Origin of the sequence: Nocardioides sp. IC4_145 (assembly GCF_011250565.1) — a bacterium.
Lineage (GTDB): Bacteria > Actinomycetota > Actinomycetes > Propionibacteriales > Nocardioidaceae > Nocardioides.
This window is the reverse complement of sequence record NZ_JAANMS010000033.1, coordinates 1-23,123: the sequence shown is the minus strand read 5'-3', so window position 1 is coordinate 23,123 and position 23,123 is coordinate 1. Positions and strand designations below refer to the sequence as shown.

Genomic DNA, 23,123 nt, shown 5'->3' with positions numbered 1-23,123 from the left:
GGTGCTCCACACGATGGCCCGCGTTCAGTTCCGCAACGACACGGGCCGGGACTGCTTACGCACGCAAGAGGGCCGACGGCAAGGCACCCATGGAAGCCCTGCGCTGCGTCAAGCGCCGGCTGTCCGACATCGTCTCCCAGATCATGCTGAACGATCCCGTCGGCGCACCCCCGGCTCAACGCACAGCGACGGATCCGGGACGGCAACGGGGCAACGACTCCTGACTCCCGCGCGGCCCGCTCATAACCCCAACCCCGGCACTTCGGACAAGCCACTCCGGGACCCGTCACCGAACCGTCTAAGCCCCCACTTGCCAAGATGTCTCGACACAGAGGGGTGCCAGATCCGCTCAATCGGCCCGGACTGCGAGGTCGCGGGCGACGAAGGCAGTGAGGCTCCTATGCCGGTGAACATCAAGGTTGGACGGTGTTGTGGAGCGAGCGTTGTGCCTCTGGACAGGTCTCGAGGTCCCACACTGTCGCGTTGTCGCTCTTCGCGTAGGTCACAGCGCACATGGGCAAGGACCATCATTGAACGACGACGGCCGGACATCCTTCACGCGCCGGATGGCAAGGGGTCGCAGGCTCTAAACTCGGCGGAACCTGACCCGTCGCATTCTTTGCCTATGCGCGCTGAGGCGACCGCCGAAGACGTTCGAGAACCGATTGCGGCAACCTCGTGACCAGGAAAGGGTCGGTAGCGTCAGGCAGGCACACGCGCACGAGGAGGCGCTGCGCGGCTCGGACTGGAAGGTGTCAAGGAACAGGCCAGACTCCTGTCAAGGGCCGTCAACCAGCGGCAGCGAAACAGGACTACAGGCCAGCGTTTGTCAAGGTCAGATGACTTCGCGCGGCAGACTGGATAAACTGGCGTCATACGCTCGTCCCTCTCTCGGCGGAATCGCGCAGATGGTAATTCGAGTGCTACCTGCAACGGCGGCCAGGATCACGTCCGAACCCTTTCGAGAATGGCAGTCCAATGCGCGTACCCCCGGCGTACTTCCGCTCCGAAATCGATGAGTTGCGGTGCTTGCAGCCGTCCACGTCACGCCGGCACTTGATCCCTAGGACGAGATCTAAGTCCTTCGCGATGAGAAGGTCAGGGGTTCGAATCCCCTCAGCTCCACCAGACAGCAAGGGCCCGCAGGTCGACATGACCTGCGGGTTCTCGCATTTCCTGCCTCGCACCCCGGAACTGACGCCGGGGACTCCGCCGCGGGAACCTGTCCGCCTACCCCCGGCGTACCCCGGGCCGTTCCGAGGTTGAGGACCCGGGTGGCGTCGTCGAGGCGGTCCATCCACGCCTGGACCGTGCCGCGGTCCCCGCCTAGCGCCAGTCACCGGCACGCCGCGGTGTGCCGCAGATGGTGATCCGCCGGCTCGGAAGATCGGCAGGATCCGGTCGGCGACGGGCACCCTGCGCCCGCGCCGGCCCTCGGTGGCCTTCGCCTCCCCGCCCTCGGTCTGCGAGCGCCGGACCAAGGGACCCACCGTCGGCACCTCGACCACGTCCTCGACCAGCACCGCCGATGCCTCGCCCCAGCATGCCGGTCCAGCCGAGCGGTCGGCGCTGTGCGCGTGCGGTCTGGACGCTGGCGGGTGTGCCCGGATGCCTCGGAAGCAGGCCCCACCACACGCGTGCTCTGGAGCATCGAGCGGTCACGCGTAGGGACTGGTTCCGAGTCTGACGGTCGCCGAGTGCTGCTCGCCGGCGGTGTCCTGCCAGGAGAGAGACACGTCGTCGCCGGGCTCCAGGTCCCTCACGGCGTCAGCCAGTGCGTCGGCGGTGGTGATGTCGGTTCCGGCGAACGAGGTGATCGTGTCGCCGGCGTCCAGCTCTGCATCAGCGGCTGGGCTGCCGGCGACGACCTCACCGACGGTCACGCCATCTCCCGCGCCGGGTCCGACGGTCACGCCGAGATAGGCCGATGGGCCGACCTGGATGGACCCGGCCTCGTCGCCGGCTTCGACGGCCTGGAGGACGAGGAGCACGTCCTCGATGGGAACGGCGAAGCTCTCCCCGGCGCCGGTGGAGGAGGCCGCCGTGGTGAGACCCAGGACCTCGCCCTCCTCGTCGAGGGTGGGACCGCCGGAGTAGCCGGGCACGGCCGGCGCCGTCGTCTGCACGAGCCCCTCCAGACGCTGGGCGGCGCTCGGCATGCCGAAGCCGTCGGAGGTGGTGATCGACTTCTCCGTGGCCGTCACCGTGCCGGTGACGGCATAGAGGGCGCCACTGCCGGAGGCGTTGCCGACGGCGACCACGGAGTCGTCCACATCGGGGCCTTCGTCGTCGAGGGCGGCAGTGACCAGTCCCTCGGCGCCGCTGAGCTGGACGACGGCGATGTCGGCGGTCTCGTCGAAGCCGAGCACCTCTCCGGCGTAGTTCTCGCCGGAGGTCGCCACGGTGACCCGGAGCTCGCCGGCACCTTCGACGACGTGGTAGTTGGTCACGACGAGCCCGTCCGAGCCGACGACCACGCCGGTCCCAGCGCCCGCCCCGGCGGCCGTCTCGCTCTCGACCAGCACGATCCCGGCGGCCTGCTCGGCGGTGGCCTGCTCCGCCGTGACCGAGGCCTCCCCGAGGGTGTCGGGGGCTGCTTGACCGAACGACTCGCGAGGGAGCGCCGCACGGCCCTCACCGGGCAGCTCACCGAAGTCGGCCGGCGACTCGACGGCCTCGCCGTCGTCCGCGGCCTGGGCCTCTGTCGAGGGACCCGGCACGGCCACCGGGTCGTTGAGCACCGCGCTCGTGACCGGAACGGCGACGGAGGTGGCGAGCACGGCACCGGCGACGGCCGCGCCCGCGAGTCGCAGGTAGGCGGCTCGACGACCCCGGGACCGCGGTCCCCGCACCTCCGGCGGGTTGGGTAGCCCGGACGTCGGAGCGGCGGGTTGGGTCGCCGTTGGAGCCTCTGTCGAGGCGGCTGCCTGGGCGGCGAGGGGCCGGGTGTCTGCGTCGTGAAAGTCCTGCGCTTGCTGGCCGTCGGACACTGGGCGGCTCGGGTTGGAGTTGTCCATGGCGCTACTGGACAGCCGCAGCCTGCGGACCGGATGGGCATCCCCTGTGCAGTGCCTGTGAACATCCGGCGCGGCCGTGGAGGGTCCCCGGGCCGCCGTGCACGGCGACGGTTGCGTCCACGAGTGCGGGCCCTGCCGGAGGCAGGTCGCACACAGCAGACTCACAGGTTGCTCCGGCAAGGTGGCGCCACGGATCAGGTCCCCGCACTCACACGCGCAGACGGCTCGCCGTTGCGGTTGCTGGTCGTCGACGACGAGGTCAACATCGCCGAGCTGATCGCAATGGCACTGCGCTACGAGGGCTGGCAGGTGTCCACCGCCCACACCGGCTCCCGCGCGTTGGAGGTTGCGAAGCAGCAGCGGCCGGGCGCCGTGGTGCTCGACATCATGCTGCCCGACTTCGACGGCATGGAGGTGCTGCGTCGGATCCGCTCGTTGGACTCCGACGTGCCGGTGTTGTTCCTCACCGCCCGCGATGCCGTCGAAGACCGTGTCGCGGGCCTGACTGCGGGCGGTGACGACTACGTCACCAAGCCGTTCTCGCTGGAGGAGGTGGTGGCTCGGCTGCGGGCGTTGATGCGTCGTGCCGGCGCGCACCAGGAGGCGTCCTCCTCGGTTCTCACCGTCGGCGACCTCTCCCTGGACGAGGACAGTCATGAGGTGTTCCGGGCCGGGGGAGAGATCTCGCTGACGGCGACGGAGTTCGAGCTGCTGCGGTTCTTGATGCGCAACCCGCGGCGGGTGCTGTCCAAGGCGCAGATCCTCGACCGGGTGTGGAACTACGACTTCGGTGGGCAGGCCAACGTCGTCGAGCTCTACATCGCCTACCTGCGCAAGAAGGTCGATGCGGGACGGGATCCGATGATCCACACCATGCGCGGTGCCGGGTACGTCTTGAAACCGGCGACCTGATTGGTGTCCTCCGTCGGCCGGTCACCCTGACCGCTCGAGTGGTCGGCGTCGTGGTGCTGCTCGTGGTCATCGCGGCTGCGGCCGTCGGCACGGCGACGACCGTGGCGATGCGGGAGAACCTCGACCAGCGGCTTGACGCCGACGTCCGCGACGCGATGCGGTCCGCTCTCGGGCCGGGTGATCCGCGACCGCCCGGGGCACCCGGCGACTTCGGGCCGGGACAGCAGTTCGGCACGTTGCGTGCCGTGGTGCCCGATGAAGGGCAGGCGGAGGGTTTGGTGCTCTCCGAGGAGCCGGGTGCCACCGGCTCGACCGCGAGCGAGCTCAGCGAGCGTCAGCTCGACACCCTCGCGGGCCTGTCCGCGTCCGAGGACGCCCAGACCATCGGCCTCCCCGGGCTCGGCTCCTACCGCGTCCTGGTCACCGACCTCGACGGCGGCCAGGTCGTCGCCGGCCTGCCACGCACCGAGGACGACGAGACGATCGCGGACCTGGTCCGCCTCGAGGTGCTTGCCACGCCGATCGGCGTGCTGGGGGCCGCGGCCGCCGGCGCCTACGTCGTACGCCGCCAGCTCGCCCCGTTGCGCGAGGTGGCCGGGACCGCACACCGGGTGGCCGAGCTTCCGCTCGCCAGCGGGGACATCGCCCTTGACGAGCGCGTCTCCCCGTGGCTCACCGACGACCGCACCGAGGTCGGCCAGGTCGGCAGCGCGCTGAACACCCTCCTGGACCACGTCGAGTCCTCCTTGGCAGCGCGCCACCGCAGTGAGCAGCAGGTGCGGCAGTTCGTCGCCGACGCCTCCCACGAGCTGCGCACGCCGTTGGCAACCATCGCCGGCTACTCGGAGCTGGCCCGCCGTCGCCCCGACGACGAGACGGCGCTGCGGACCGCTCTGGCCAAGGTCGACGAGGAGTCCCAACGCATGACGTCGCTGGTCGAGGACCTCCTCCTGCTGGCCCGTCTCGACGCTGGGCGCCAGCTCGCTGACGAACCCGTGGACCCGACGAGCGTGCTGCTCGAAGCCGTCGCTGACGCGCGGATCTTGGCCCCGGCGCACCGGTGGCGACTGGACCTACCCGACCAGGCCCTGGAGGTGCGCGGCGACGAGCAACGCCTGCACCAGGTGATCACGAACCTGCTGACGAACGCGCGCAAGCACACGCCCCCCGGGACCACCGTCACCGTCGCGGCCGACCCTTCCGGGTTCAGCGTCCATGACGACGGGCCCGGCTTCGCCCCGGACCTGGCCGACCATGCCTTCGAGAGGTTCACCCGGGGGGACCGCGCCCGGCACCGAGAAGGGGGCGTCGGGCTGGGCCTCGCCCTGGTGGCTGCGATCGTGGAGGCGCTGGGGGGAAGCGTCTCCTTGGAGAGTCGACCGGGCGACACCACCATCAGGGTGCTTCTGTCGCAGGGTTGAGAGCGACGGCGACCACCTGCCGGATCGCGTCGGCCTCCGCGGACACCACGTCCGGGTCGACGAGCTCGTCCGCCTGTCGAGCGAGCAGGTCAGCCCACCGCGTGATGACGTCCTCGGCGTGCCCGCTGTCGTAGAGGCCCTCGGTGAGGTCGACCTTCGCCTCCTCGACGAGATCGGCCCACTCCTCGACGGCCGTGAACCGCTCGACGAGCACATGGGTGCGGCCACCAATGCCGCCATCGCCGCCACCGCCGGGCATCTCACCGGGCATCCCCTCGGGCCGCTCGCCGTCCGGGATCTCGTGCATCCCCTCGGGCCGCTCGCCACTCGGCGACTCGGGCATCCCGTCCCGACGACCACCCCCGGGCTCACCGCTGCGCCGTCCGCCGCCACTGGGCCCGGCGCCGAAGGCGAGGTTGTGGTCCCAGGCCACCACGGTGAAGCCGCCGGTCTCCGCGTCATGGCGCAGGTAGGAGTTGTTGCCCGGACCGTCGATGTCATCGAAGTTGCCGACGAGCTCCTCGAACGCGAGGTAGCGCGCGAACGCCTCGATGTCGAGCCTCTCCCCGAGGCCCTCCCGGAACTCCTCGTCGCTGCTGTTGTTGAGGAAGTCGAGGAGGTCGATGAGCGGGTCGAGGTCGTCCTCGCCGGTCTCCTGGTCGAAGACATCGGTGTAGGCGTCCGGGTCGTCGCCGCGCCAGGACCAGTCGCCCTCGGCCTCAGACTTGTAGAGGGAGCCCTCGGTGGTGAAGTTCTCCGCCTCCCATGCTTCGTCGAGCGCCTGCACGACCAGCCGCAACCGAGCCTGACCACCGTTGACGCTGAACGAGGTGGCGACGGCGTGCTCACTGGCGAGCCCGGCCTCGGCGAGCAGGTCGAGTGCGACCGCCTCGTTGAGCGCGGTCTCCGTGCTGTTCGACCGCACCACGAAGTCGGTCCAGCCGTCGAGCTGCTGGCCGTCGACGAACTCGTCGAGGCGAATGAGCCACGGCAGGTCGGTGGGGTCCGCGCCGTCCTCGACGCCCCTGAGGGAGGAGTTGCCCTTGAGCCGGAGCCCGGCGCGATCGAAGGTCGTGCCGTCGAGGGTGACGGAGGCCTCGATCCACTCCTTGTCTCCCGACTCCTGGTAGGTGTCGATCATCGCTGCGACGGCGTCGTCGTCGACCTTCACGGACACGTCGTGGACGGTGTCTGAGTCCCAGACCCCGGTTCCGGTCGGCGCCTCTCGCGCGGCTGTCGTGATGTTGCCCGATGAGGTCGTGGGGCTCGACGCGCCGTCCGAGCAGCCGCCCAGCGACAGCACGGCGGCGGCGGCGAGGGCGAGGGTCCGCTGGACGCCCCGAAGGCGGGCGGAGGTCATGCGGCTGCTCCTTGGGTGATGCGGAGGGTGGTAGCGAGGTGTCGGGTGGTCACCCGGTGCCAGCGGTTGCCCGGGAGGTCCGGGGTGAGCAGCGCCAGGCCAGTGCCGTACTTGGAGATCCGGACCGGCCTGTGGCCGAGCTGCCACAGCCTGCGGTCGAGTGGTCCCGCCCCACCGGGAGGGGACTTGGTCTCCACGACGAGCACTCCGCCCGCACTGGCGTGGCCGAAGGGCGAGGTCCACGTGAGGTGCGCATCGATCGTCGCGCGCCCGGCGCCGCCGGGAAGCAACAGCGTGGTGCGCAGGTAGCCGGTGCGCAGGGTGGCGACCAAGCCGCCCGGGTCCACGCCCGTCACGCCCGCCGCGGTCAACCGCTCCCGAACCCAGGGGACTGCCTCCGACCTCACCTCGTCGCGGTACGCCGCGTCGTACGGCGCCCGTTCCTTGACGGTGACGCCGCGGGCGCCGCGGGTCTTGACCTCCAGCCAGCACCCGCCGCTGTCGGCGTAGAGCCGGCTGCGGACCTTCCACCGGCGCCGGCGCGGGTGGGCTGAGGCCGCCCAGCTGTCGAGGTCGGTGGTGTCGAAGTAGGTGGACCCGTAGCGGGAGCTGCGGCGGTCCTCGATCTCCAGCACGTGCAGTCCTCGGACCCCCCCCGATCATCGGGGCCAGGTCCTCGAGCGGGACGACGTACTTGCGGTCGGTGCGGGTCAGCAGCTCTGAGGAGGCGTTGAGCGTCTCGAGGTCGACGGCGGGAAGACGGGTCAGCGGTTCCATGTCGGCGGCTCCCATCAGCGGAGGAGCAGCGCGTCGGCGGTGCCGCGCTCGGAGGCGGGCATGGCGGGACGGGAGGCGCGTGCGTAGCGCACGTCGACCGTGGTGGAGTCGTTGACGAGGTCCACGCGGAGCGGGACGGCACGGTGGACCCGCGCGCCGAGGGTGAGCTCGAGTCGCTCGACGAGGGCGGCTTCGTCGGTGATGGCGGAGTCGAGCACCACGATCTGCTGCCGGGCGCCGCGCTGGAGCAGTCCGCTGTCGGCAACCGCGACGGCCATGACCAGGAGACCCATCAGGAAGATGGCGAGCCAGGGGCCGCCCGCGCCGAGGCCGCCGAGCAGCCCCAAGGCCAGGGAGGTGAAGTAGTAGGCGATCTCGTGCTGACCGAGCTCCGCCGAGCGGAGCCGGATGATCGAGAGCACTCCGAAGAGGCCGAGCCCCAGACCGATCGTCGCGGCGCTGCTGGAAAGCGCAACGGTGACGGCGAGGACCCCGACGTTCACTGCGACGAACGCGGTGACGAGGTCGCCACGGCGGTGCCGCGGGAAGTAGACAGCCAAGGCGAGCACGAGGACGGCGGCGAGATCGGCGCCGGCGAGCAGGTAGGTGGTCATGCCAGTGGTTCCTCCGGTTTGCAGGGTGTGCATCGAAGGTTCATGCCCGCGCCTGTTCCCCGGCTTCCGCGTCGCTGTGACGAACCTGTGAAGGCGGGCGGGACGAGGTCACACGCTCCCGGGGGCTCGTCGCGGCGAAGGTGGCGACGGGACCCGCACTGATGTCGACGAACTTCGGGGGCCCAGCGCAGCTTCGTCTTCCGGAACGCCCACGCCTCACAGGAAGCACACAAGCCGGACCCACCTCGCCGACAGGTGACCCGACCACGATCAGCCTCACCAGCCGCTGATCGCGGTATCCGAATCACCAGAAGGGCCGCACTTATGCGACTTCACACCACTCGCAGGGCGAGGCTTCGTCACGCCGTCGCAGGCACCATGGCAGCTGTCCTCCTCGCCGGCTGCGGCACCTCCGTGGCCAGCGAGGCCGGTGCAGGCACCGGCTCCACGACCAGCGGCGCCGGCACGACGGTCTCGACGACCGCCGCGGTGACCGACGCCACCACGGTGGCCGACGCCTTGGCCGGCAACGTCCAGGTCGAGGCGGGGGACACCTCGTACGACGAGGCCGATGCCGTCGAGGTCACCCTGTCCGGCTCCTCGGCGACGTCCGAGAGCAGCGCGGTCACCAGCGAGGACGGTACCGTCAGCATCACTGCCGCCGGCACCTACCGGCTCAGCGGCGAGCTGGCCGGTCAGGTGGTCGTGAACAGCACCGCCGACGGCGTGGTGCGGCTCGTCCTCGACGACGCGAGGATCACCTCGGAGACCACGGCGGCGGTCAACGTCGTCGACGCCGAGTCCGTCGTGGTCGTGCTCGCCGAGGGAAGCAGCAACGCGCTCACCGACGCGGCGACCTACGACGACACCTCAGCGGACGCGCCGACCGCAGCGCTCTACTCCACCGCCGACCTGACCATCGGCGGCTCCGGCTCGCTGGTCGTCACCGGCAACGCCAACAACGGCATCGTCGGCAAGGACGGCCTCGTCATCAGCGGCGGCACCATCGAGGTCACCTCCGTGGACGACGGCGTCATCGGCAAGGACTACCTCGTGGTCTCCGACGGCGACGTCACCGTTGACGCAGTGGACGACGGGCTGAAGTCCGACAACACCACCGACACGGGCGCCGGGTTCGTGCTCGTCGAGGGCGGCACGGTCACCGTGACCTCGCAGGACGACGCGATCAAGGGGGTCCAGGTGCTCGTCTCCGGCGGCACCATCGACGTCGCCGGCTCGAACGAAGCGATGGAAGGGTCCGTCATCCTCATCGACGACGGCGACATCGAGCTGCACTCCGCCGACGACGGCGTCAACGTCGCCTCGTCCGACGACAGCGCCGCCACCGACGGTGTCGCCGGTGGACCGCCCGGAGGGGGCGAGATGGCGGCCGACGACTCCCTCGCCCTGGTCATCAACGGAGGCACCATCGAGGTGTGGTCGAGCGGTGACGGCCTGGACTCCAACGGCAACGCCACCATCACCGGCGGGGACATCACCGTCTACGGCCCTACGACCGACGGCAACGGAGCCATCGACGTCAACGGCACCTTCGAGGTCAGCGGCGGCAGCCTCGCGGCCGCCGGCAGCGCCGGGATGATGGTCGCTCCCTCGAACGATTCGTCCCAGGGCTGGATCGCGAGTGCCCTGACGGCCACCGCCGCAGCCGGCTCGGAGGTCCTCATCACCGACGAGGACGGCGACGAGGTGGCTACCTACACGATCCAGAAGGACTTCGCCTCGATCGTCTTCTCCTCCGCCGACGTCGAGTCGGGGGCGACGTACACCGTCACCGTCGACGGCACCGAGACCACCGTCACCGCCGGCGAAGCCCCCACGGGCGGCCGAGGGCCGATGGGCCGCTGAGCCGACCACATCCACCCACACCACCAACGAAGGAACGAGATTGAGCACGCACCAAGGTCAGGTCCCCGTCCCCGAGAGCGCCACCGGTCCCGCCGCCGCGAGCGGCTGGTCCGCAGCCGAGGGCGCCCCGACCACCCCGGCGCGACGGCGCGGCTGGCGCCGGCTGCTTCTCCGTGGGCGCTCGGCGGTCGCTGCCGGCATCCTGGCGGGCGGCTTGGCCATCGGAGGGTTGAGCTTCGGTGCCGGGTACGCGGTAGGAGACGGTGAGGGAGAGGACAGCGGCGCGACCCAGCAGACGCCGTCCCTCGACCGCGGCGGCTTGGGCGGGCCCGGTGAGGTGAGCGGCCCTCCCGACGGCCAGATGGGTAGCCCGATGGACGGGCAGAGCGAGAGCGGCTCCGGCGACTCCGGGCAGGCACCCGACTTCGACGGCGATGGTCAACCGGACGACACCTCACCCGGGACCAGCGAGGACACGCCGGACTCGGCCGAGCAGAGCTGACCCGGACTTCTCGCCCCGGTCGGCGGTAGGCGGCTGCGGGCTGGTGGGTTCGGACGAGGCGAGCTCGATGAGGCCGCCGCGGTACCGAGCGTCATGGTTCTCCCAGACCACGTCCTGCAACGCCTGCCGTTTCGGCGATGGTGCGGTCCCCGAGGTGGAGGGGGAAGGAGAAGGACTGCTGACGTCCGGGCGGGCCCATTGGCAATGAGAAGGCCAGGGACGAGTCTTCTCGGCTCTCGCTAGGCGTTGCTGGCCAATTGGGTGCGCCGCGGGTACCCCGCGGCACCACCGAGGTCCTCGGCGGCAGTGACCCGTCTGCCCTCAATCTGCCCTCAGTAGGACGCGCAGCGACGACAAACACTCACCAGGCATGGCGACCGACATGACAGTGTTTGCGCAGGTCAGCGCCGCGTATCGCGAAACTTCGGAAAGCGACCGAAACGGGCGTGAACGTTCCGCTTCAACGTCTGAGGGAGCCCCGTCTGCTCTGCTCGGACGGCGTCCAGGGCCGCCTCCGGCCTTCCTCCGCTCGCGTGCCCTGCACGAGGCCCGGCGAGCGGTGCACCAGGCCCCGGGAGCCGCGGCTCGGAGGTTCGCCTTTGACGCGGACCTGCGCTGGAGCCCGGCGGACGCCGGGTTCAGCACTGACGAATCGGTGTCGGACCCCGTGGAAGAGTGTCGGGCCCGCGCGTGTCCACCGTGTCCTCGACCTGGGAATCGTTCTCGGTAGCCTAGGTGCGTGAGGCGGGTGCCGGACCCTCGACGCCAGGAGCTTCGGGGTCTCCGGGCTACGCGTCAGCGCTTGGCGATCTCGTCGGCGGTGGCTGAAGGCGATGCCTTCCTGAGCGTTCGAGATGTGCACGAGCTGCTGGGCGAGGCACAGCGGGACGTCGGTCTGTCGACCGTCTACAGGGCACTGTGCGCCCTGGCTGACCGGGGAGTGGCTCGACGTCGCGCGCGGAAGCGATGGAGCGCTCAGGTACCGGAAGCGTGCAGGCGAGTCGGGCACCCGGATCGAGTGCCGGTGTTGCGGAGATGCGGCGCAGGTCCGGGCGATCCCGGTCGATGGCTGGACCAGGCGCTGGTCCGAGCACGCGGGATACGTGGACGTCCAGCATGTGCTCCGGATCTCCGGTGTGTGTGGTGCGTGCAGCGCAGCGGGTTGTCCGGCGGAGGGTGAGTGCTCTCGAGCGGATGGTGACCGGGCGTAGGCGGAGGATCAGCAGTCAGTGCGTTCGTCGGCCCTCCAGTCACGGGGGCGCACGGGTCATGACGAAGGGGCCCGGACGCTGCGCGTCCGGGCCCCTTGGGAAGGGGTCGTCAGTCGAGGTTGGCGGCCATCTCGTTGGGCTCGTGGTCGAGCGTCACGGACGCGGTGATCTCACCGGTGGTGAGGTCGACGGCGTGGACCTGCTTGCTGGCCGGCTCGGCGACGTACGCCACGTCGTCGTGAACGGTCAGTGCCGGGTGGGGGTCCTGCCAGTCCGCCGGTCCCTCCCAGGGCTCGACGACGGGGAACTCGTCGGTGATCTCGCCGGTCGCCGGGTCCATGACGTGGATGGAGCCGTCGGTGCCGAGGATGTAGGCGAGGTCGTCGGGGCCGCGCACGACGCCGCGCCAGGTGTAGGCGACGCCGTCGGGCAGGGCCACCGGCTCGAGGGTGCCCTGCTCGGTGTCGATCAAGGCGACCTGGGTGAGCTCGTAGCCCTCCGCGTCGGGGTCGGTCTTGTAGTCGCCGACGACCAGGGGGCTGGTCTCGGAGACGTAGGCGTTGCCCATGCGGCCGAACTCGTCGGGGGCCTGCAGCTTCTCGAAGGCTCCGTCGCGGTAGAGCAGCGCGCCGTCCTCGCAGCCGAAGACCACCGCCTCGTCAGCCGCGGTGCCCTCGCCGTGGATGCCCGGGCACTCCTCGTTGCGGGCGACCTCGGTGTAGTCCTCGCCGTCCGCCTCCAGCGCCATCGCGCCGGAGCGGCTCTCCTCGTCGCCGATCGTGGTGAGCAGGGTGCCGTCCTCCAGGACGATGGACACCCCGTGGTGGGCCTCGGGTGCCTGGTACGTCGTCGCCTCGGGGAGCTGGCCGTCGGACTCGAGGAGCGCGTCGGTGCCGAAGATGGTCGTCTCGCCGGTGCCGTCCGCGAAGAGGACGGTGCGCCCGCCGTGGCGGACGACGTGACCAGCGGCCTCGGCCGCGAACACCGTGTCGGTCAGCGCGGGCTCCTGGGTGTCGAGGACCTGGAACCCCTCGCTCGTCGTGAGGAACACGTTGCGGCCGTCGCCAGCTGCGTTGAGCCGGGTGAACTCCTCGGTCTCGAACTCCTCGACGACCTCGAGGGACTCGCCGTCGAGCACGGCGACGCCGTTCTCGTAGGTGACGGCGACCCGCGGTGTACTGCTCTCCGCTGCGGCCGCGGAGGTGTCGTCGGACGCGGATCCCTCCTCCTCGGACCCGCCGCAGGCGGCGAGGGCGAGAGTCAGGACGGCCAGCGCGGCGGTGCCGCGGAGGCCTCGGGTGGGGCGTCGGTGCATGGTGTTCCTTCCTGTCGGGGCGCTCAGGACGAGAGCCCGGTGGTGATGCGCTCGGTGTTGACCCGTTGCATGTCGAGGTAGGTCTCGGCTCCTTCGCCGGGCCCGGTCAGCGACTCGGTGAAGAGCGGGACGACCTGGACGTCCAGGCCGACCTCGTCGGCGAGGACCTGCACCAGGCGGTCGGGCTGGGAGGACTCGGCGAAGATCGTCGGGACCCCTGCCTCGCGGATGGCGGAGGCGAGCTCGTCGAGGTCGGCCGCGCCGGGCGAGGCCAGGGTGGTGCCGCCGGGGATGACGGCGCCGACGACGCGGAACTCGAAGCGCTCGGCCAGGTAGCCGAAGACGTGGTGGTTGGTCACCAGGCTGCGACGCTCCGCGGGGATCGAGGCGAAGGCCTCGGCCATCTCGGTGTCGAGGACCTGCAGCTCGGACCGGTAGGCGTCGGCCCGTTCGGCGATGGCGTCGGGGGAGGCGCCCTCGACGTCGGTGAGAGCCTCCGTCAGCCCGTCGACGACGTCGATGACGCGCGCGGGGTCGGTCCAGAAGTGCGGGTCGGGAGCGCCGCCGTCAGCCTCGGAGTAGTCGAGCACGTCGACGTGGTCGCCCGCGACGAACATCTCGACGCCCGCGTCCGCCGCGCGGTCGAGGTGCTGCTGCAGGCCCTCCTCCAGGCCGAGCCCGTTCGACACGACCAGGTCGGCCTCGGCCATGAGCGCGGACTCGCGAGCGGAGATCTCGAAGGAGTGCGGGTCGGCGTTGGGGCGCATCAGGACGGTCACCTCGGCCTCGTCGCCCACGACGTTGGTCACGAGGTCGCCGAGGATGTTGGTGGTGACGACGACCTGCGGCGCGTCGCCACCGTCGCTGCCCGCCGTGCAGCCCGAGCCGGCCAGGGTGGTGAGGGCGAGGAGTGCGGCCGCCACCCGGCGGCGTACGGCGCTCATCGGCCGGTCTCCGTGAAGAACGCCGGCTCCGTCGCGGTCGGCAGCTCGCGCGCGAGGCGCGCACCGTCGGCGTAGTCGATCTCGTGGACCATGCCCTCGGCGGGCGCGTTGACGTAGGCCCGCTCCTGGTCGACGACCAGCGTGACCTCCCCGCGCGCACCTCCGGCTCGCGGACCGGTCCGGACGAGGGGACGCGTCGCGCCCAGCTGCTTGCCGGTGTCGGCGGCGTACACCCGCACGCGGCCGGCCGCGTCGAGGGCCACCACGTGGCCGTCCGCGTCGTCGACCGCCGCGACGTGCCGGAGGCGCACGCCCGCGTCGTGCAGTCGCCACGACCGCTCCCGGGTGTCGAGCAGCCAGAAGCCCGTGGGCCCTGCGAGGGCGGCCACCGTGGGGCGACTCTTGCGCGCGGCGAAGGCCGTCGCCGGCGGCGCCGCGGCGTCCGCGGGGTAGGGGATCCGCTCGACGTCGTGCTCGTCCTCGGACTCGGTCCACAGCAGCGCACCGTCGGCGCAGCCGATGACCAGTCCGACCGTCGTAGTGATGTCGCCGCGGGCGTCGGCGCAGCGGGTGCGCGTACCGGCGACCGGCTCGCCGTCGCCGTCGACCAGCTCGACGTGCGTCACCGACCCGGAGGCGTCGGGGACGGTCACGACCGCCCCACCGGCGAAGGGCGCGACCAGCCCGTCGTGCGGCGTGGTCTTCGTCCGGAACGACTCGGTGAGCTCCCCGTCGGAGAGCGCGGAGTTGTCGAGCAGGACGGCCTCACCGGTCCGCGGGAAGAAGATCCCCGTGCCGCCGGCGGTCGACAGGAGTCCGGTCGAGACGGTCGCCTCGCCCCGGCCGGGCACGGTGCCGACGACCTCGGGGGCGGAGCGGTAGTAGTGGAAGTGGTCGCCGTGATTCCAGGTCCACACGCCGCTGTCGATGACGGCGACGCCGCCGTCGACGGTCGCCAGGGCGTAGCGTCCGTCGCTCGCCAGGGCGGAGGGCCCGGGGACGGTGCCGACGTCGGTCGTGTCCCCGCTCAGCAGGTCGAGGAGGGCGGCCTTCCCGGAGCGGTCCACGCTCACCAGGTGCAGCTGGGGCTCGGCGACCTCCTGGGCGCCTTCGACCGCGCCGTGGCCGTCACCGTCCTGCCCGTCAGGGGCGGCTGTGGTCGACCCGGAGCCGGCGGCAGGCCCGTCGGCGAGGTCGGTCGTGGTCTCGTCGCTGCTCGAGCACGACGTGCCCAGGAGGAGGACGGCCCCGGCGAGGGCGATGAGGTTGCGGCGCTTCATGGGTCCTTGTCCGTCTTGTCTGTTGCTGTTCTCGACTGGTGGTCCGGGGAGGTGTGGGCGTCGGGCGTCCGCGGTGGACGCCGGGTGCGGTCAGCGCGCCTCCGAGGCGTCGGGGACGCGCACGGGCGTCGTCGCGACCGGGTCGGGGCGACCCGCCGGCACGGCGTACGCCGGCGTCGGGTCGAGCGACCGGCGCCGGCCGCGGCCCGCGAGCCGGCTCGCCACGGCTGAGCAGGCGGCGAGCATGACGGCGGTGTAGGCGATGGAGGAGCCCGCGGCGGTGCCGGCGTGCCACGAGACGAGCAGGCCGACGAACACCGCGAGCACCCCGGTGGCCGCGGCTAGCGCCATCGTCGTCGGGATCCGGGTCGTCCACTGACCGGCCGCCACCGCAGGAGCGAGCAGCAGGCCGATGACGAGCAGGGAGCCGACGGCTTGGTACGACGCGACGACGGCCAAGGTCACCAGCCCGACGAGCACCGCTTGGGCGAGGTTCGGCCGCAGACCGAGCGTCTGGGCCACCCGGGGGTCGAACGCCGCTGCGACGAACGCCCGGTGGAACACCGCGGTCAGGGACAGCGTCACGACGACGGCCCCGGCCAGCATGACGATGTCACCGTCGCCGAGCGCCAGGATGTCACCGAAGAGCATCGCCGTCGCGTCGGTCGCGAAGCTGCCCGAGTGGGACACGATGATCACGCCGAGGGACAGCATCGCCACGAAGAGCAGCCCGATCGCGGTGTCGTACGAGAGTCGGCCACGCCGGTGCAGCGCGCCGATCGTCGCGCTCATGACGACGGCACTCGCCGCGCCCCCCAACAGCACCGGCGCGCCGACGATCGTCGCGATGGCGACGCCCGGCAGCATCCCGTGGCCGACCGCCTCGCCGAGGAAGGCCATGCCCCGGATGACGACCCAGGTCCCCACCGCCCCGCAGATGACCGCGACCAGCGAGCCGCCCAGGAGGGCGCGCTGCATGAACTCGGCACTGAAGGGGTCCTCGACGAATCGCACGAGGACGGACCGTAGATGATTTTGAGAATCGTTCGCAATTCAGGAGGATGGTCCCATGCCGCAGTCGAGCGATCCGGTCGCCGCCCAGGGCCTGTGCTACGCCCACGACGCCGAGGACGTGCTCCACGACGTCTCGGTGGCGGTGCCGCGTGGCGCCGTCACCGTCGTCTGCGGACCGAACGGCGCGGGGAAGTCCACCCTGGTAGAGCTGCTGGCGGGAGTGCTCGAGCCGCGGCGCGGGAACGTCGTGCGCCACGGCAGGATTGCGCTGGTCGTGCAGCGACCGGCCGTGCCCGACACGCTCCCGGTGACCGTGCGCGACGTCGTCACGATGGGCACGTGGTCCCGGCGTCGCCCGCGGGCGGAGGCGCGGAGGGCAGTCGACGAGGCCATTGCCCGCGTGTCGCTGACCGGCTTCGAGGACCGTCCGCTCTCGACGCTCTCCGGCGGTCAGCGCCAGCGCGCGCTGCTGGCGCAGGGGGTCGTGCAGGAGGCCGACGTCCTGCTCCTCGACGAGCCGGCGGCCGGCTTGGACGCCGCGAGCAGGGACACGACGCGCACCATCCTGCGCGCCGAGGCGCGCGACCGCGGCGCCGCGGTCGTGTGCGTGAGCCACGACGAGGACAGCATCCGCTCCGCCGACCGGGTGATCCGGCTGGCGGAGGGTCGACTGGTCGACTGACCGCCAGGGCGACGGACGGCGGTCGATCGATGGGTGGCCAGAGGTCCAGGCCCTCGCTCGTGCTCGGGATGGCGCTCCTGCTCGTCGGCGTCCTCCTGCTGGGTCTCGCCGGCTGGGCCTACCTCGGAACCACCTGGGTCTCGCGTCGCGAGCACACGGCGATCGTCGAGCGGTTGGAGGACGCCTGGGCGGAGGGAAGGGGCGGGTGGCCTGCAGCGAGCTCGGAGGCGTCCGCCGTCGTGCGGATCCCGGCCTTCGGTGACTCCTACGCAGTGCCGCTCCTAGAGGGAGCGGACGACGAGCAGCTGGCGTCGGGCTTCGGGCTCGTGCCCGGTTCGGTGACGCCCGGAAGACGGGGCAATCTCGTCATCGCCGGGCACCGTGTCACGCACGGCGAGCCGCTGCGCGACATGCCCGCCCTCGTGGCCGGCGACCGGGTCATGGTGGAGACGAGGCACGAGGTGCTCACGTACGTGCTCGACACGGGCGGCCAAGACCTCACGGTCGATCTCGACGAGGCCTGGGTGCTCGGCGGCCGGCCGGTCGACCCGCTCCGACGAGGAGTCGAGCCTTCCCGGTCGTCCGAGCGGCTGCTGACCCTGGTGACCTGCGCCAGCCTCTTCGAGACCGAGGAGCGACTGGTGGCCTTCGGTCACTTGGCCTCGCGCGTCCCGAAGCGCTGAGCGCTGGCGCACGGCGGACCCCGGCTCCTGGCAACCCGCGGCGGCGACGACCGTCGGGTCGTTGGTCGGCGTGATGCGCAAAGAGGCACGCGCCGTGACGCCTGATGTCAGGCGTCACGGCGCGCGGTGCGGGCGGGGTCAGCGCTTGACGCGGATCCGGGTGCGGACCCGGTCCCGGGTCAGGTGCTCGTCACCGCTGTAGGTCACGACCACGCGCTGTCGTCCGACCCGGGTCCCGTGCGGCACCCGGAGCTCCACCGTGGCGGTGCCGGCCCGGTCGAGGCGGACGGTCCTGGTCCTGCCGGCGACCTTGACCGTGACCTCGCCGCTCGGGTCGAGGGCGCCGGGCTTGACCGCGACCCGAATCCGAGCCTTCGTGCCGCGTTCGACGACCCGCTGGACGGGTGTGGCCCGCACGATCGCGGTGGCCTTCGCGACGCGCACGGTGGCCCGGCCGGTCGACGACGCGAACTCGCCCTCGACGCCGCGATAGTCGATCCGCACGTCGTGTCGGCCCGGCTCCAGGGAACGGGCGGGCAGGGTGAGGGTGGCGGTGCCGTCGCTCAGGGTGGCGCTGACGGTTCGGGAGCCGACGCGGGCCTCGACCCGCCCGGTGGCGCCGGGCGAGACGTCGACCCGGACGGCGACCCGGCGCCCGTAAACCTGGGTGACATTCCGGGCGGTGACGGTGGTGGCCACCGGCTCGGGGCCGGGGGTCGGCCCGACCTGCAGTCGCGTCCAGCCCAGGAGCGCGCCGTTGCTGCTCTTGACCACCAGTCGGTGCGTGCCGGCTGCGACGTCCTCGGGCAACGGCACCGTGAGGGTGCCGTCCTCCCGCACTCGCGCCCAGCCCAGCCAGGTCGGCTCGGAGTGCAGCCAGACCGAGACCCAGGTGCCGGCGTGCTGCGGGTCGACCACGGCCGAGACGTCCGCACCCGGGATGACGGGTCCGCCGACGACCTGCACCTGGCCGGCCGTCGCGTCGGTGAGCTGCTCGTCCGGAACCGGCTCGGTATCCGGCTCGGGCTCGGTGTCCGGCTCGGGCTCGGGCTGAGGGTCCGGCTCGGGCTGCGGGTCCGGGGTCGGGTCCGGCGTCGCGCCGGGCCCGACCTGCACGGTCACCGCGGGGGACGGGCCATACGCCGTCTCTCCGGTGGGCTTGAGGATGGTGACCCGGTACGACGCGCCGTCGTCGGCGGTCGTGACCGGCAGGGCCAGCCCGGTGCCGGTCTGGCCCGGCAGCGCGGTCCACTCCTGCGAGCCCGGGTCCTGGCGCTCCCAGCGGTGGTCGGTCAGCACCGTCTGCCCGTTCTCGGGCAGCTGCAGGCCGAGCGCGAGGTCCTCACCTGCGGCGTAGGTGGTCGCGCCGCTCACCGTGGGCTTCTGACGTGCCGGCGAGCCGTGGTCGTCGTGGTGGATGGTGACCGGCTCGGTGGTCAGGGTCTCCGCGGAGTCCGCGTAGTCGAGCGTCGCGCGGACCTCGACGCCGTCGAGCGCCTGCTCGGCGACGAGGTGGTGTGACATCCCCGAGGCGCCCGGGAACGGCACCCACTCGGCGCCGGGCCACTTCCACTCCCAGGTGATCGCATCGCCCTCCGCAAGGGCGGGGTCGGCGACCAGGTCGAGGTTGATGTCGTAGCCCTGGTGGTAGTGGTGGCCGAGGTTCTCGAAGAACAGCAGCTGGGTCTCGGGGTCGGCCTCGGAGACGACGAGCTCGGTGCTCCACGTGCCGACGGTGACCTCCTGGCCGGTGCCGGCGCGGGTGGAGGGCTCGAAGTACAGGCGCTGGCCGTCGAGGTCGGCCGTCATCGGTAGGTCGAGGGTCATCGCCTCCTCGGTGGTCCCCTCCTTCAGGGTGACCACGTCGCCAGTGCCGTCCCACAGCAGCCAGCGGTAGGTGAGGCCGTCCCTGGTCGGGTACAGCTTGGCGGTGGCCGCGAGGGTCTGACCCACCCGGTATACGGAGCGGACCCCCTCGACCAGGACCTCGCGCCAGGAGACCTCGCCGGGCACGGCAGCGGACTGGGTGACCGCGAGCCCGTCGCGCACGACCTGGACGGCGAACTCGATCTGCCCGGTCGGGTAGGGCATCTGCGCCACGGCGGCGCCGCCCTCGACCTTCGTGTCGACCTCGAACCAGGGGCTGGTCGCAGCCCGGTAGACGACGCGTGCGGTCTCGTCCTCGGCCAGGTCGCGGCTCAGCGGGAACACGATGTCGTCGCCGACGAAGTGCTGCTCGGTCGAGAGCTCGGTGCTGATCGGAGCGACGCCCGGGGCGTCGGTCACGGCGATCGGGAAGAAGGCGCTCTCGCTCCCGGTGCTCCGCCAGGTGTCCTCGTCGGCGACGTACACCTGGAGCTCATAGCCGTCCCACCCGCTGTCGAGCGCCTGGGTCAGCTGGCCCCGGAACGAGGCGTCCTCGTCGTCGCCGTAGACGACGTACCCGGAGTCGGCCCCGACCGGGCGGATGACCCACAGGTACATCTCGCCCTCGGCGAGCTGGTGACCGACGACCCGCGCCTCGAGGGTGTCGCCGACGGTGTAGCTCTCCTGCAGTCCCTTGATCCCGAAGGGCACGCCTGTGCCGTCGGTGACGGTCACGGTGACCGGCTGCGAGGTCGAGGTCGTCGCGAGGCGGGTGGTGTCCGGCACGAAGACCGCGGTGATCTCGTGGGTGCCGACGCCGAGGTCGGGGACGGTGAGCTCGGCGGTGCCGTCCTCGTCGACCGGGTCGTGGCCGAGGACCGTGGTGCCGTCGCGGAACTCGACGGCGCCCTCGACGGGCTCGACGCCCTCCGCGACCCCGGTCTCGGACGGGCCGACCGTCGACGTGAGAGTGACCGGGTCGCCGGCGGTGAGGTCGGCCGTCGAGACGGACAGGCCGGTGCTCGTTGTCGTCGGCTCCGGCAGGTCCCCGACCACGAACGTGTAGGTCTGTGTGTCGCCCACCGGTGAGCCGTCGACGGTGGCGTCGGCGCTCACGGTGAGCTCGTAGGTCCCGGGCCGCGTGAAGGCCCAGTTGGCGTGCATGTGGACGTTCGTCTTGCGGGTGAAGCTCTTGACGTCCTCGTCGCTGGACCAGATCCGGGAGCCGACTCCACCGAAGGACCCGGTCAACCACAGCTCGACGTCGCCGGGACCGTCGACGTCGTCCAAGGTGAAGGTGATGTCCTCCTCGTCGAGGATCCCGCTCGCCACCGACTCCGTGGAGAACCCGGGCCAGATCTGCCCGGCCTGCTGGCCCTGGGGGGCCAGCCAGACGGTGGACCCCGCTTCGGCGATGAACTCGTAGCCGGCGGGGAGGCTCGCGATCCGCGAGTCGTCGTCGACGTGGAACCACACGTCGTCGGCGTCGTAGCGGGTGCCCAGGTCCGGAGTGTCGGCCTTGGTGTCCAGCACCAGCGCTCCGTCCTCCCAGAACGTGGCGATGGCATCGGTGTGGACGTCGGCGATGACGTCGACGTCGCGGGAAGGCGGTGCAGGGCCATCGGCGGCGCTCGCCGCGCCGACCGGGCCAACGGTGAGGGCGGCCAGGACGCCAAGGGCGGCGGCCAGACCGACGGTGCGGCGACGCCGGAGGGGCGCCGCGGTATCGACTCGTGTCACAGGTTTCCTTGCTCTCGTGGGTGAGTGGTGGGCTGCCAGCGCGGGCTGACGGTCGTTCGCGCCGCGACGGCATCTGCAGGCACGGGGCGGCGCGATTCGAACGGTCTGGGGGCGGGCTGTTCCTCGACGGCCCGCCGGGGCGGTGGCGGCTCAGCGGCGCAGCGTCGTCACGAGGTAGGGCACCTGAACCCGGAAGGTGTCGCGGACGACCGCGCCGGTGCCGGTGACCACGTCGACCAGCTGGCCGCGGGCGGCGGGCCAGCGATCGCCGAGGCTCCGCGCCGCCAGCACGATCGGTGCGCTCCACTGCTCCATTTGCGCGACGAACGTCTCGGGGGAGGCCACCACGAGCTCGAAGTGACGTTCTGTCACCGCGGCCAGCGGGCCGGCGACCTCGCGGATCCCCGCCTCGGACTCGTGCCAGGGCGCCGGGGCTTCCGGGAAGTGCGCGGCCATCGTCCGCCGGACCTCCCCGAAGAGTCCGTCGGGGGACCAGCTCGTGAAGACCACCTGACCGCCGGGACGGGTGAGGCGGACGGCCTCGGCCACCGCCCGGCGGGGCTCGGCAGCGAAGACCAGGCCGAAGGTGGAGGTCACGAGGTCTGCGCTCGCACCGGGAAGGGGCACGGAGGTGACGTCGGCTTCCAGCCAGGTGATCCGCAGGCTCGCGGCTTCGGCCCGGCGGGCGGCCTCGGCGAGCAGCGGCGGGGTGATGTCCACGCCAACCACCGACGCGGCGCCGTGGCGAGCCAGGGCGATCGCGGTGACCCCGGTGCCGGTGGCGAGGTCGATCGTGTCCAAGCCACGGACGTCGAGGGCCGCCGCGAGATCCCGCCCGGGGGCTGCCCAGAGGTCACCGACGATGCCGTAGTCGCCCACTCGCCAGAAGCTGCTCGGGTCCATCGGGGGCTCACCTCTCAGGCCGGGGCGTGCGCTCCTGGAGAGGCGCGCCGGCGGCCGGTGGCCGCAGGGAGACCCTAAGCCTTAATGAGAACAGTTATCAATAACGAGAGGTGGGCGGAACGGTGGTGGTCTAGGGCGGACTGCAGGGACGCGTCACTTGCCAATGAAAACGATTATCATTAAGGTCTGCGCCGTCCGGGTAGAAGCCCGGCACGACGGCGGAGGAAGACCATGCAGATCGAACGACCAGCCCGAGCGACGGTCGGTGGTGTGATGGCGACCGCGTTGCTCGCGACCGCCGGCGTCACCGGTGTCATCGGCGGCACCGCCCACTCGGCGGCGGCAGCCACCGGCGACCGAGACTTCGTGCTCACCCAGGGGCACATCGACCTGTTCGACGTGCGCTACGACTCGGCGGCGCGGGCGCTACGCCTCCAGGTCAAGGACGAGACAGGACTCCATGCCTCTGGATCGCAGCTGCGCGCGCCCGAGGACGTCACCATCGCGGTCGACGAGGAACGCGCCGAGCTGCAGGTGCCCCCTGCCCCGGCCTACGACTTCCTCGGCGATCCTGGCGACACCATCTACGTCCTCCCCGAGGTGCAGGACTCGGCGCTGCCCTGGCCGGGCTGGAGCACCGAGGAGCTGGCAGGCACCCTCCCCCCCGGGGTCACCCTGGCCGGCGGGCAGCCGGTCGGGCTGTCCGTGACGGTCGAGGGCCCCGGTGAGGTGCACACCTGGCAGAGCGGCGCCAGTGGCGGGCCCATCAACCGCTACGTCGACACCTCGGACGGTGGGCCGGACATCATCCCGGTCGGTCCCAACAACCACGTGCACACGAACTGGTCCTTCAGTGAGCTCGGCAGCTACGAGCTGACGGTGACGCCGACGGCCAGGACGAGCACCGGCGCCTCGCTGACCGGCCCGGCCTCGTCGTACCACTTCCGAGTGGGCGACGGGCCGACGACCCCGCCGACGACCCCGCCGACGACCCCGCCGACGACTCCGCCGACGAC

General features: G+C 71.6%; 17 protein-coding genes. 7 read left to right on the top strand and 10 right to left on the bottom strand.

The genetic code is table 11. The features are described from left to right. Positions 1 to 1,658 precede the first annotated feature (1,658 nt). Complete coding sequence (locus tag G6553_RS14200; protein ID WP_166194168.1) at positions 1,659 to 2,780, bottom strand: trypsin-like peptidase domain-containing protein; 1,122 nt, start codon at positions 2,778 to 2,780, stop codon at positions 1,659 to 1,661. Positions 2,781 to 3,185: 405 nt separating this feature from the next. On the opposite strand from G6553_RS14200, the gene G6553_RS14195 reads away from it, so the two are divergent. Beyond that, positions 3,186 to 3,929, top strand: coding sequence for a response regulator transcription factor (locus tag G6553_RS14195; RefSeq protein ID WP_242680466.1), 744 nt, complete (start codon positions 3,186 to 3,188; stop codon positions 3,927 to 3,929). A 38-nt stretch (positions 3,930 to 3,967) separates the two neighbouring features. Further along, positions 3,968 to 5,350, top strand: a complete 1,383-nt coding sequence (locus G6553_RS14190; RefSeq protein WP_347565717.1) for a HAMP domain-containing sensor histidine kinase — start codon at positions 3,968 to 3,970, stop codon at positions 5,348 to 5,350. On the opposite strand, the gene G6553_RS14185 is transcribed toward G6553_RS14190, so the two are convergent. The 3 genes from G6553_RS14185 to G6553_RS14175 form a co-directional block, all read right to left on the bottom strand. After that, the gene (locus G6553_RS14185) at positions 5,325 to 6,710 is read right to left on the bottom strand and encodes a CotH kinase family protein (protein ID WP_166194162.1); all 1,386 of its coding nucleotides are present in this window, start codon (positions 6,708 to 6,710) and stop codon (positions 5,325 to 5,327) included. The two genes, G6553_RS14190 and G6553_RS14185, sit on opposite strands and share 26 nt — an antisense overlap. After that, entirely contained in the window at positions 6,707 to 7,345 is a 639-nt protein-coding gene (locus G6553_RS14180) for a VTC domain-containing protein (RefSeq protein WP_207619787.1), read from the bottom strand. The genes G6553_RS14185 and G6553_RS14180 overlap by 4 nt, the downstream gene beginning before the upstream one ends. A 156-nt stretch (positions 7,346 to 7,501) precedes the next feature. Then, a complete protein-coding gene (locus tag G6553_RS14175; protein ID WP_166194159.1) occupies positions 7,502 to 8,101 on the bottom strand; it encodes a DUF4956 domain-containing protein in 600 nt (199 codons plus the stop codon). Positions 8,102 to 8,479: 378 nt separating this feature from the next. Here G6553_RS14175 and G6553_RS14170 point away from each other — a divergent pair, with 378 nt between their 5' ends. Then, positions 8,480 to 9,967 (top strand): carbohydrate-binding domain-containing protein, encoded by a 1,488-nt coding sequence (locus G6553_RS14170; RefSeq protein WP_166194156.1) that lies wholly within the window; start codon positions 8,480 to 8,482, stop codon positions 9,965 to 9,967. Positions 9,968 to 10,340: 373 nt separating this feature from the next. Then, positions 10,341 to 10,469 carry a hypothetical protein gene (locus tag G6553_RS21815; RefSeq protein ID WP_278249603.1) on the top strand — a complete coding sequence of 43 codons (129 nt, stop codon included), beginning with the start codon at positions 10,341 to 10,343 and terminating at the stop codon, positions 10,467 to 10,469. Positions 10,470 to 11,789: 1,320 nt separating this feature from the next. Here G6553_RS21815 and aztD read toward each other — a convergent pair. The 4 genes from aztD to aztB all read right to left on the bottom strand — a co-directional run bounded on the left by aztD (position 11,790) and on the right by aztB (position 16,233). Continuing rightward, complete coding sequence (aztD, locus tag G6553_RS14160; RefSeq protein ID WP_166194151.1) at positions 11,790 to 12,995, bottom strand: zinc metallochaperone AztD; 1,206 nt, start codon at positions 12,993 to 12,995, stop codon at positions 11,790 to 11,792. 23 nt (positions 12,996 to 13,018) lie between these two features. Continuing rightward, positions 13,019 to 13,939 carry a zinc ABC transporter substrate-binding protein AztC gene (aztC, locus tag G6553_RS14155; protein WP_166194148.1) on the bottom strand — a complete coding sequence of 307 codons (921 nt, stop codon included), beginning with the start codon at positions 13,937 to 13,939 and terminating at the stop codon, positions 13,019 to 13,021. Next, positions 13,936 to 15,219, bottom strand: coding sequence for an ABC transporter (locus G6553_RS14150; RefSeq protein WP_166194145.1), 1,284 nt, complete (start codon positions 15,217 to 15,219; stop codon positions 13,936 to 13,938). Before G6553_RS14150 ends, aztC begins: the two co-directional genes overlap by 4 nt. Positions 15,220 to 15,309: 90 nt before the next feature. Then, positions 15,310 to 16,233, bottom strand: coding sequence for a zinc ABC transporter permease AztB (aztB, locus tag G6553_RS14145; RefSeq protein WP_347565716.1), 924 nt, complete (start codon positions 16,231 to 16,233; stop codon positions 15,310 to 15,312). Positions 16,234 to 16,288: 55 nt separating this feature from the next. Between aztB and aztA the strand changes: the two genes are divergently transcribed. Beyond that, entirely contained in the window at positions 16,289 to 16,915 is a 627-nt protein-coding gene (gene aztA / locus G6553_RS14140; RefSeq protein WP_166194142.1) for a zinc ABC transporter ATP-binding protein AztA, read from the top strand. A 29-nt stretch (positions 16,916 to 16,944) separates the two neighbouring features. After that, entirely contained in the window at positions 16,945 to 17,598 is a 654-nt protein-coding gene (locus tag G6553_RS14135; RefSeq protein ID WP_166194139.1) for a sortase, read from the top strand. Positions 17,599 to 17,736: 138 nt separating this feature from the next. Here the strand turns inward: G6553_RS14135 and G6553_RS14130 are convergent, their stop codons facing one another. Both G6553_RS14130 and G6553_RS14125 read right to left on the bottom strand, forming a co-directional pair. Continuing rightward, positions 17,737 to 21,204 carry a choice-of-anchor M domain-containing protein gene (locus G6553_RS14130; protein ID WP_166194136.1) on the bottom strand — a complete coding sequence of 1,156 codons (3,468 nt, stop codon included), beginning with the start codon at positions 21,202 to 21,204 and terminating at the stop codon, positions 17,737 to 17,739. Positions 21,205 to 21,354: 150 nt separating this feature from the next. Next, positions 21,355 to 22,107, bottom strand: coding sequence for a class I SAM-dependent methyltransferase (locus G6553_RS14125; RefSeq protein ID WP_166194133.1), 753 nt, complete (start codon positions 22,105 to 22,107; stop codon positions 21,355 to 21,357). A 231-nt stretch (positions 22,108 to 22,338) separates the two neighbouring features. On the opposite strand from G6553_RS14125, the gene G6553_RS14120 reads away from it, so the two are divergent. Then, positions 22,339 to 23,123: choice-of-anchor M domain-containing protein (locus G6553_RS14120; RefSeq protein ID WP_207619786.1), on the top strand; the 785-nt coding region annotated here is incomplete at its 3' end.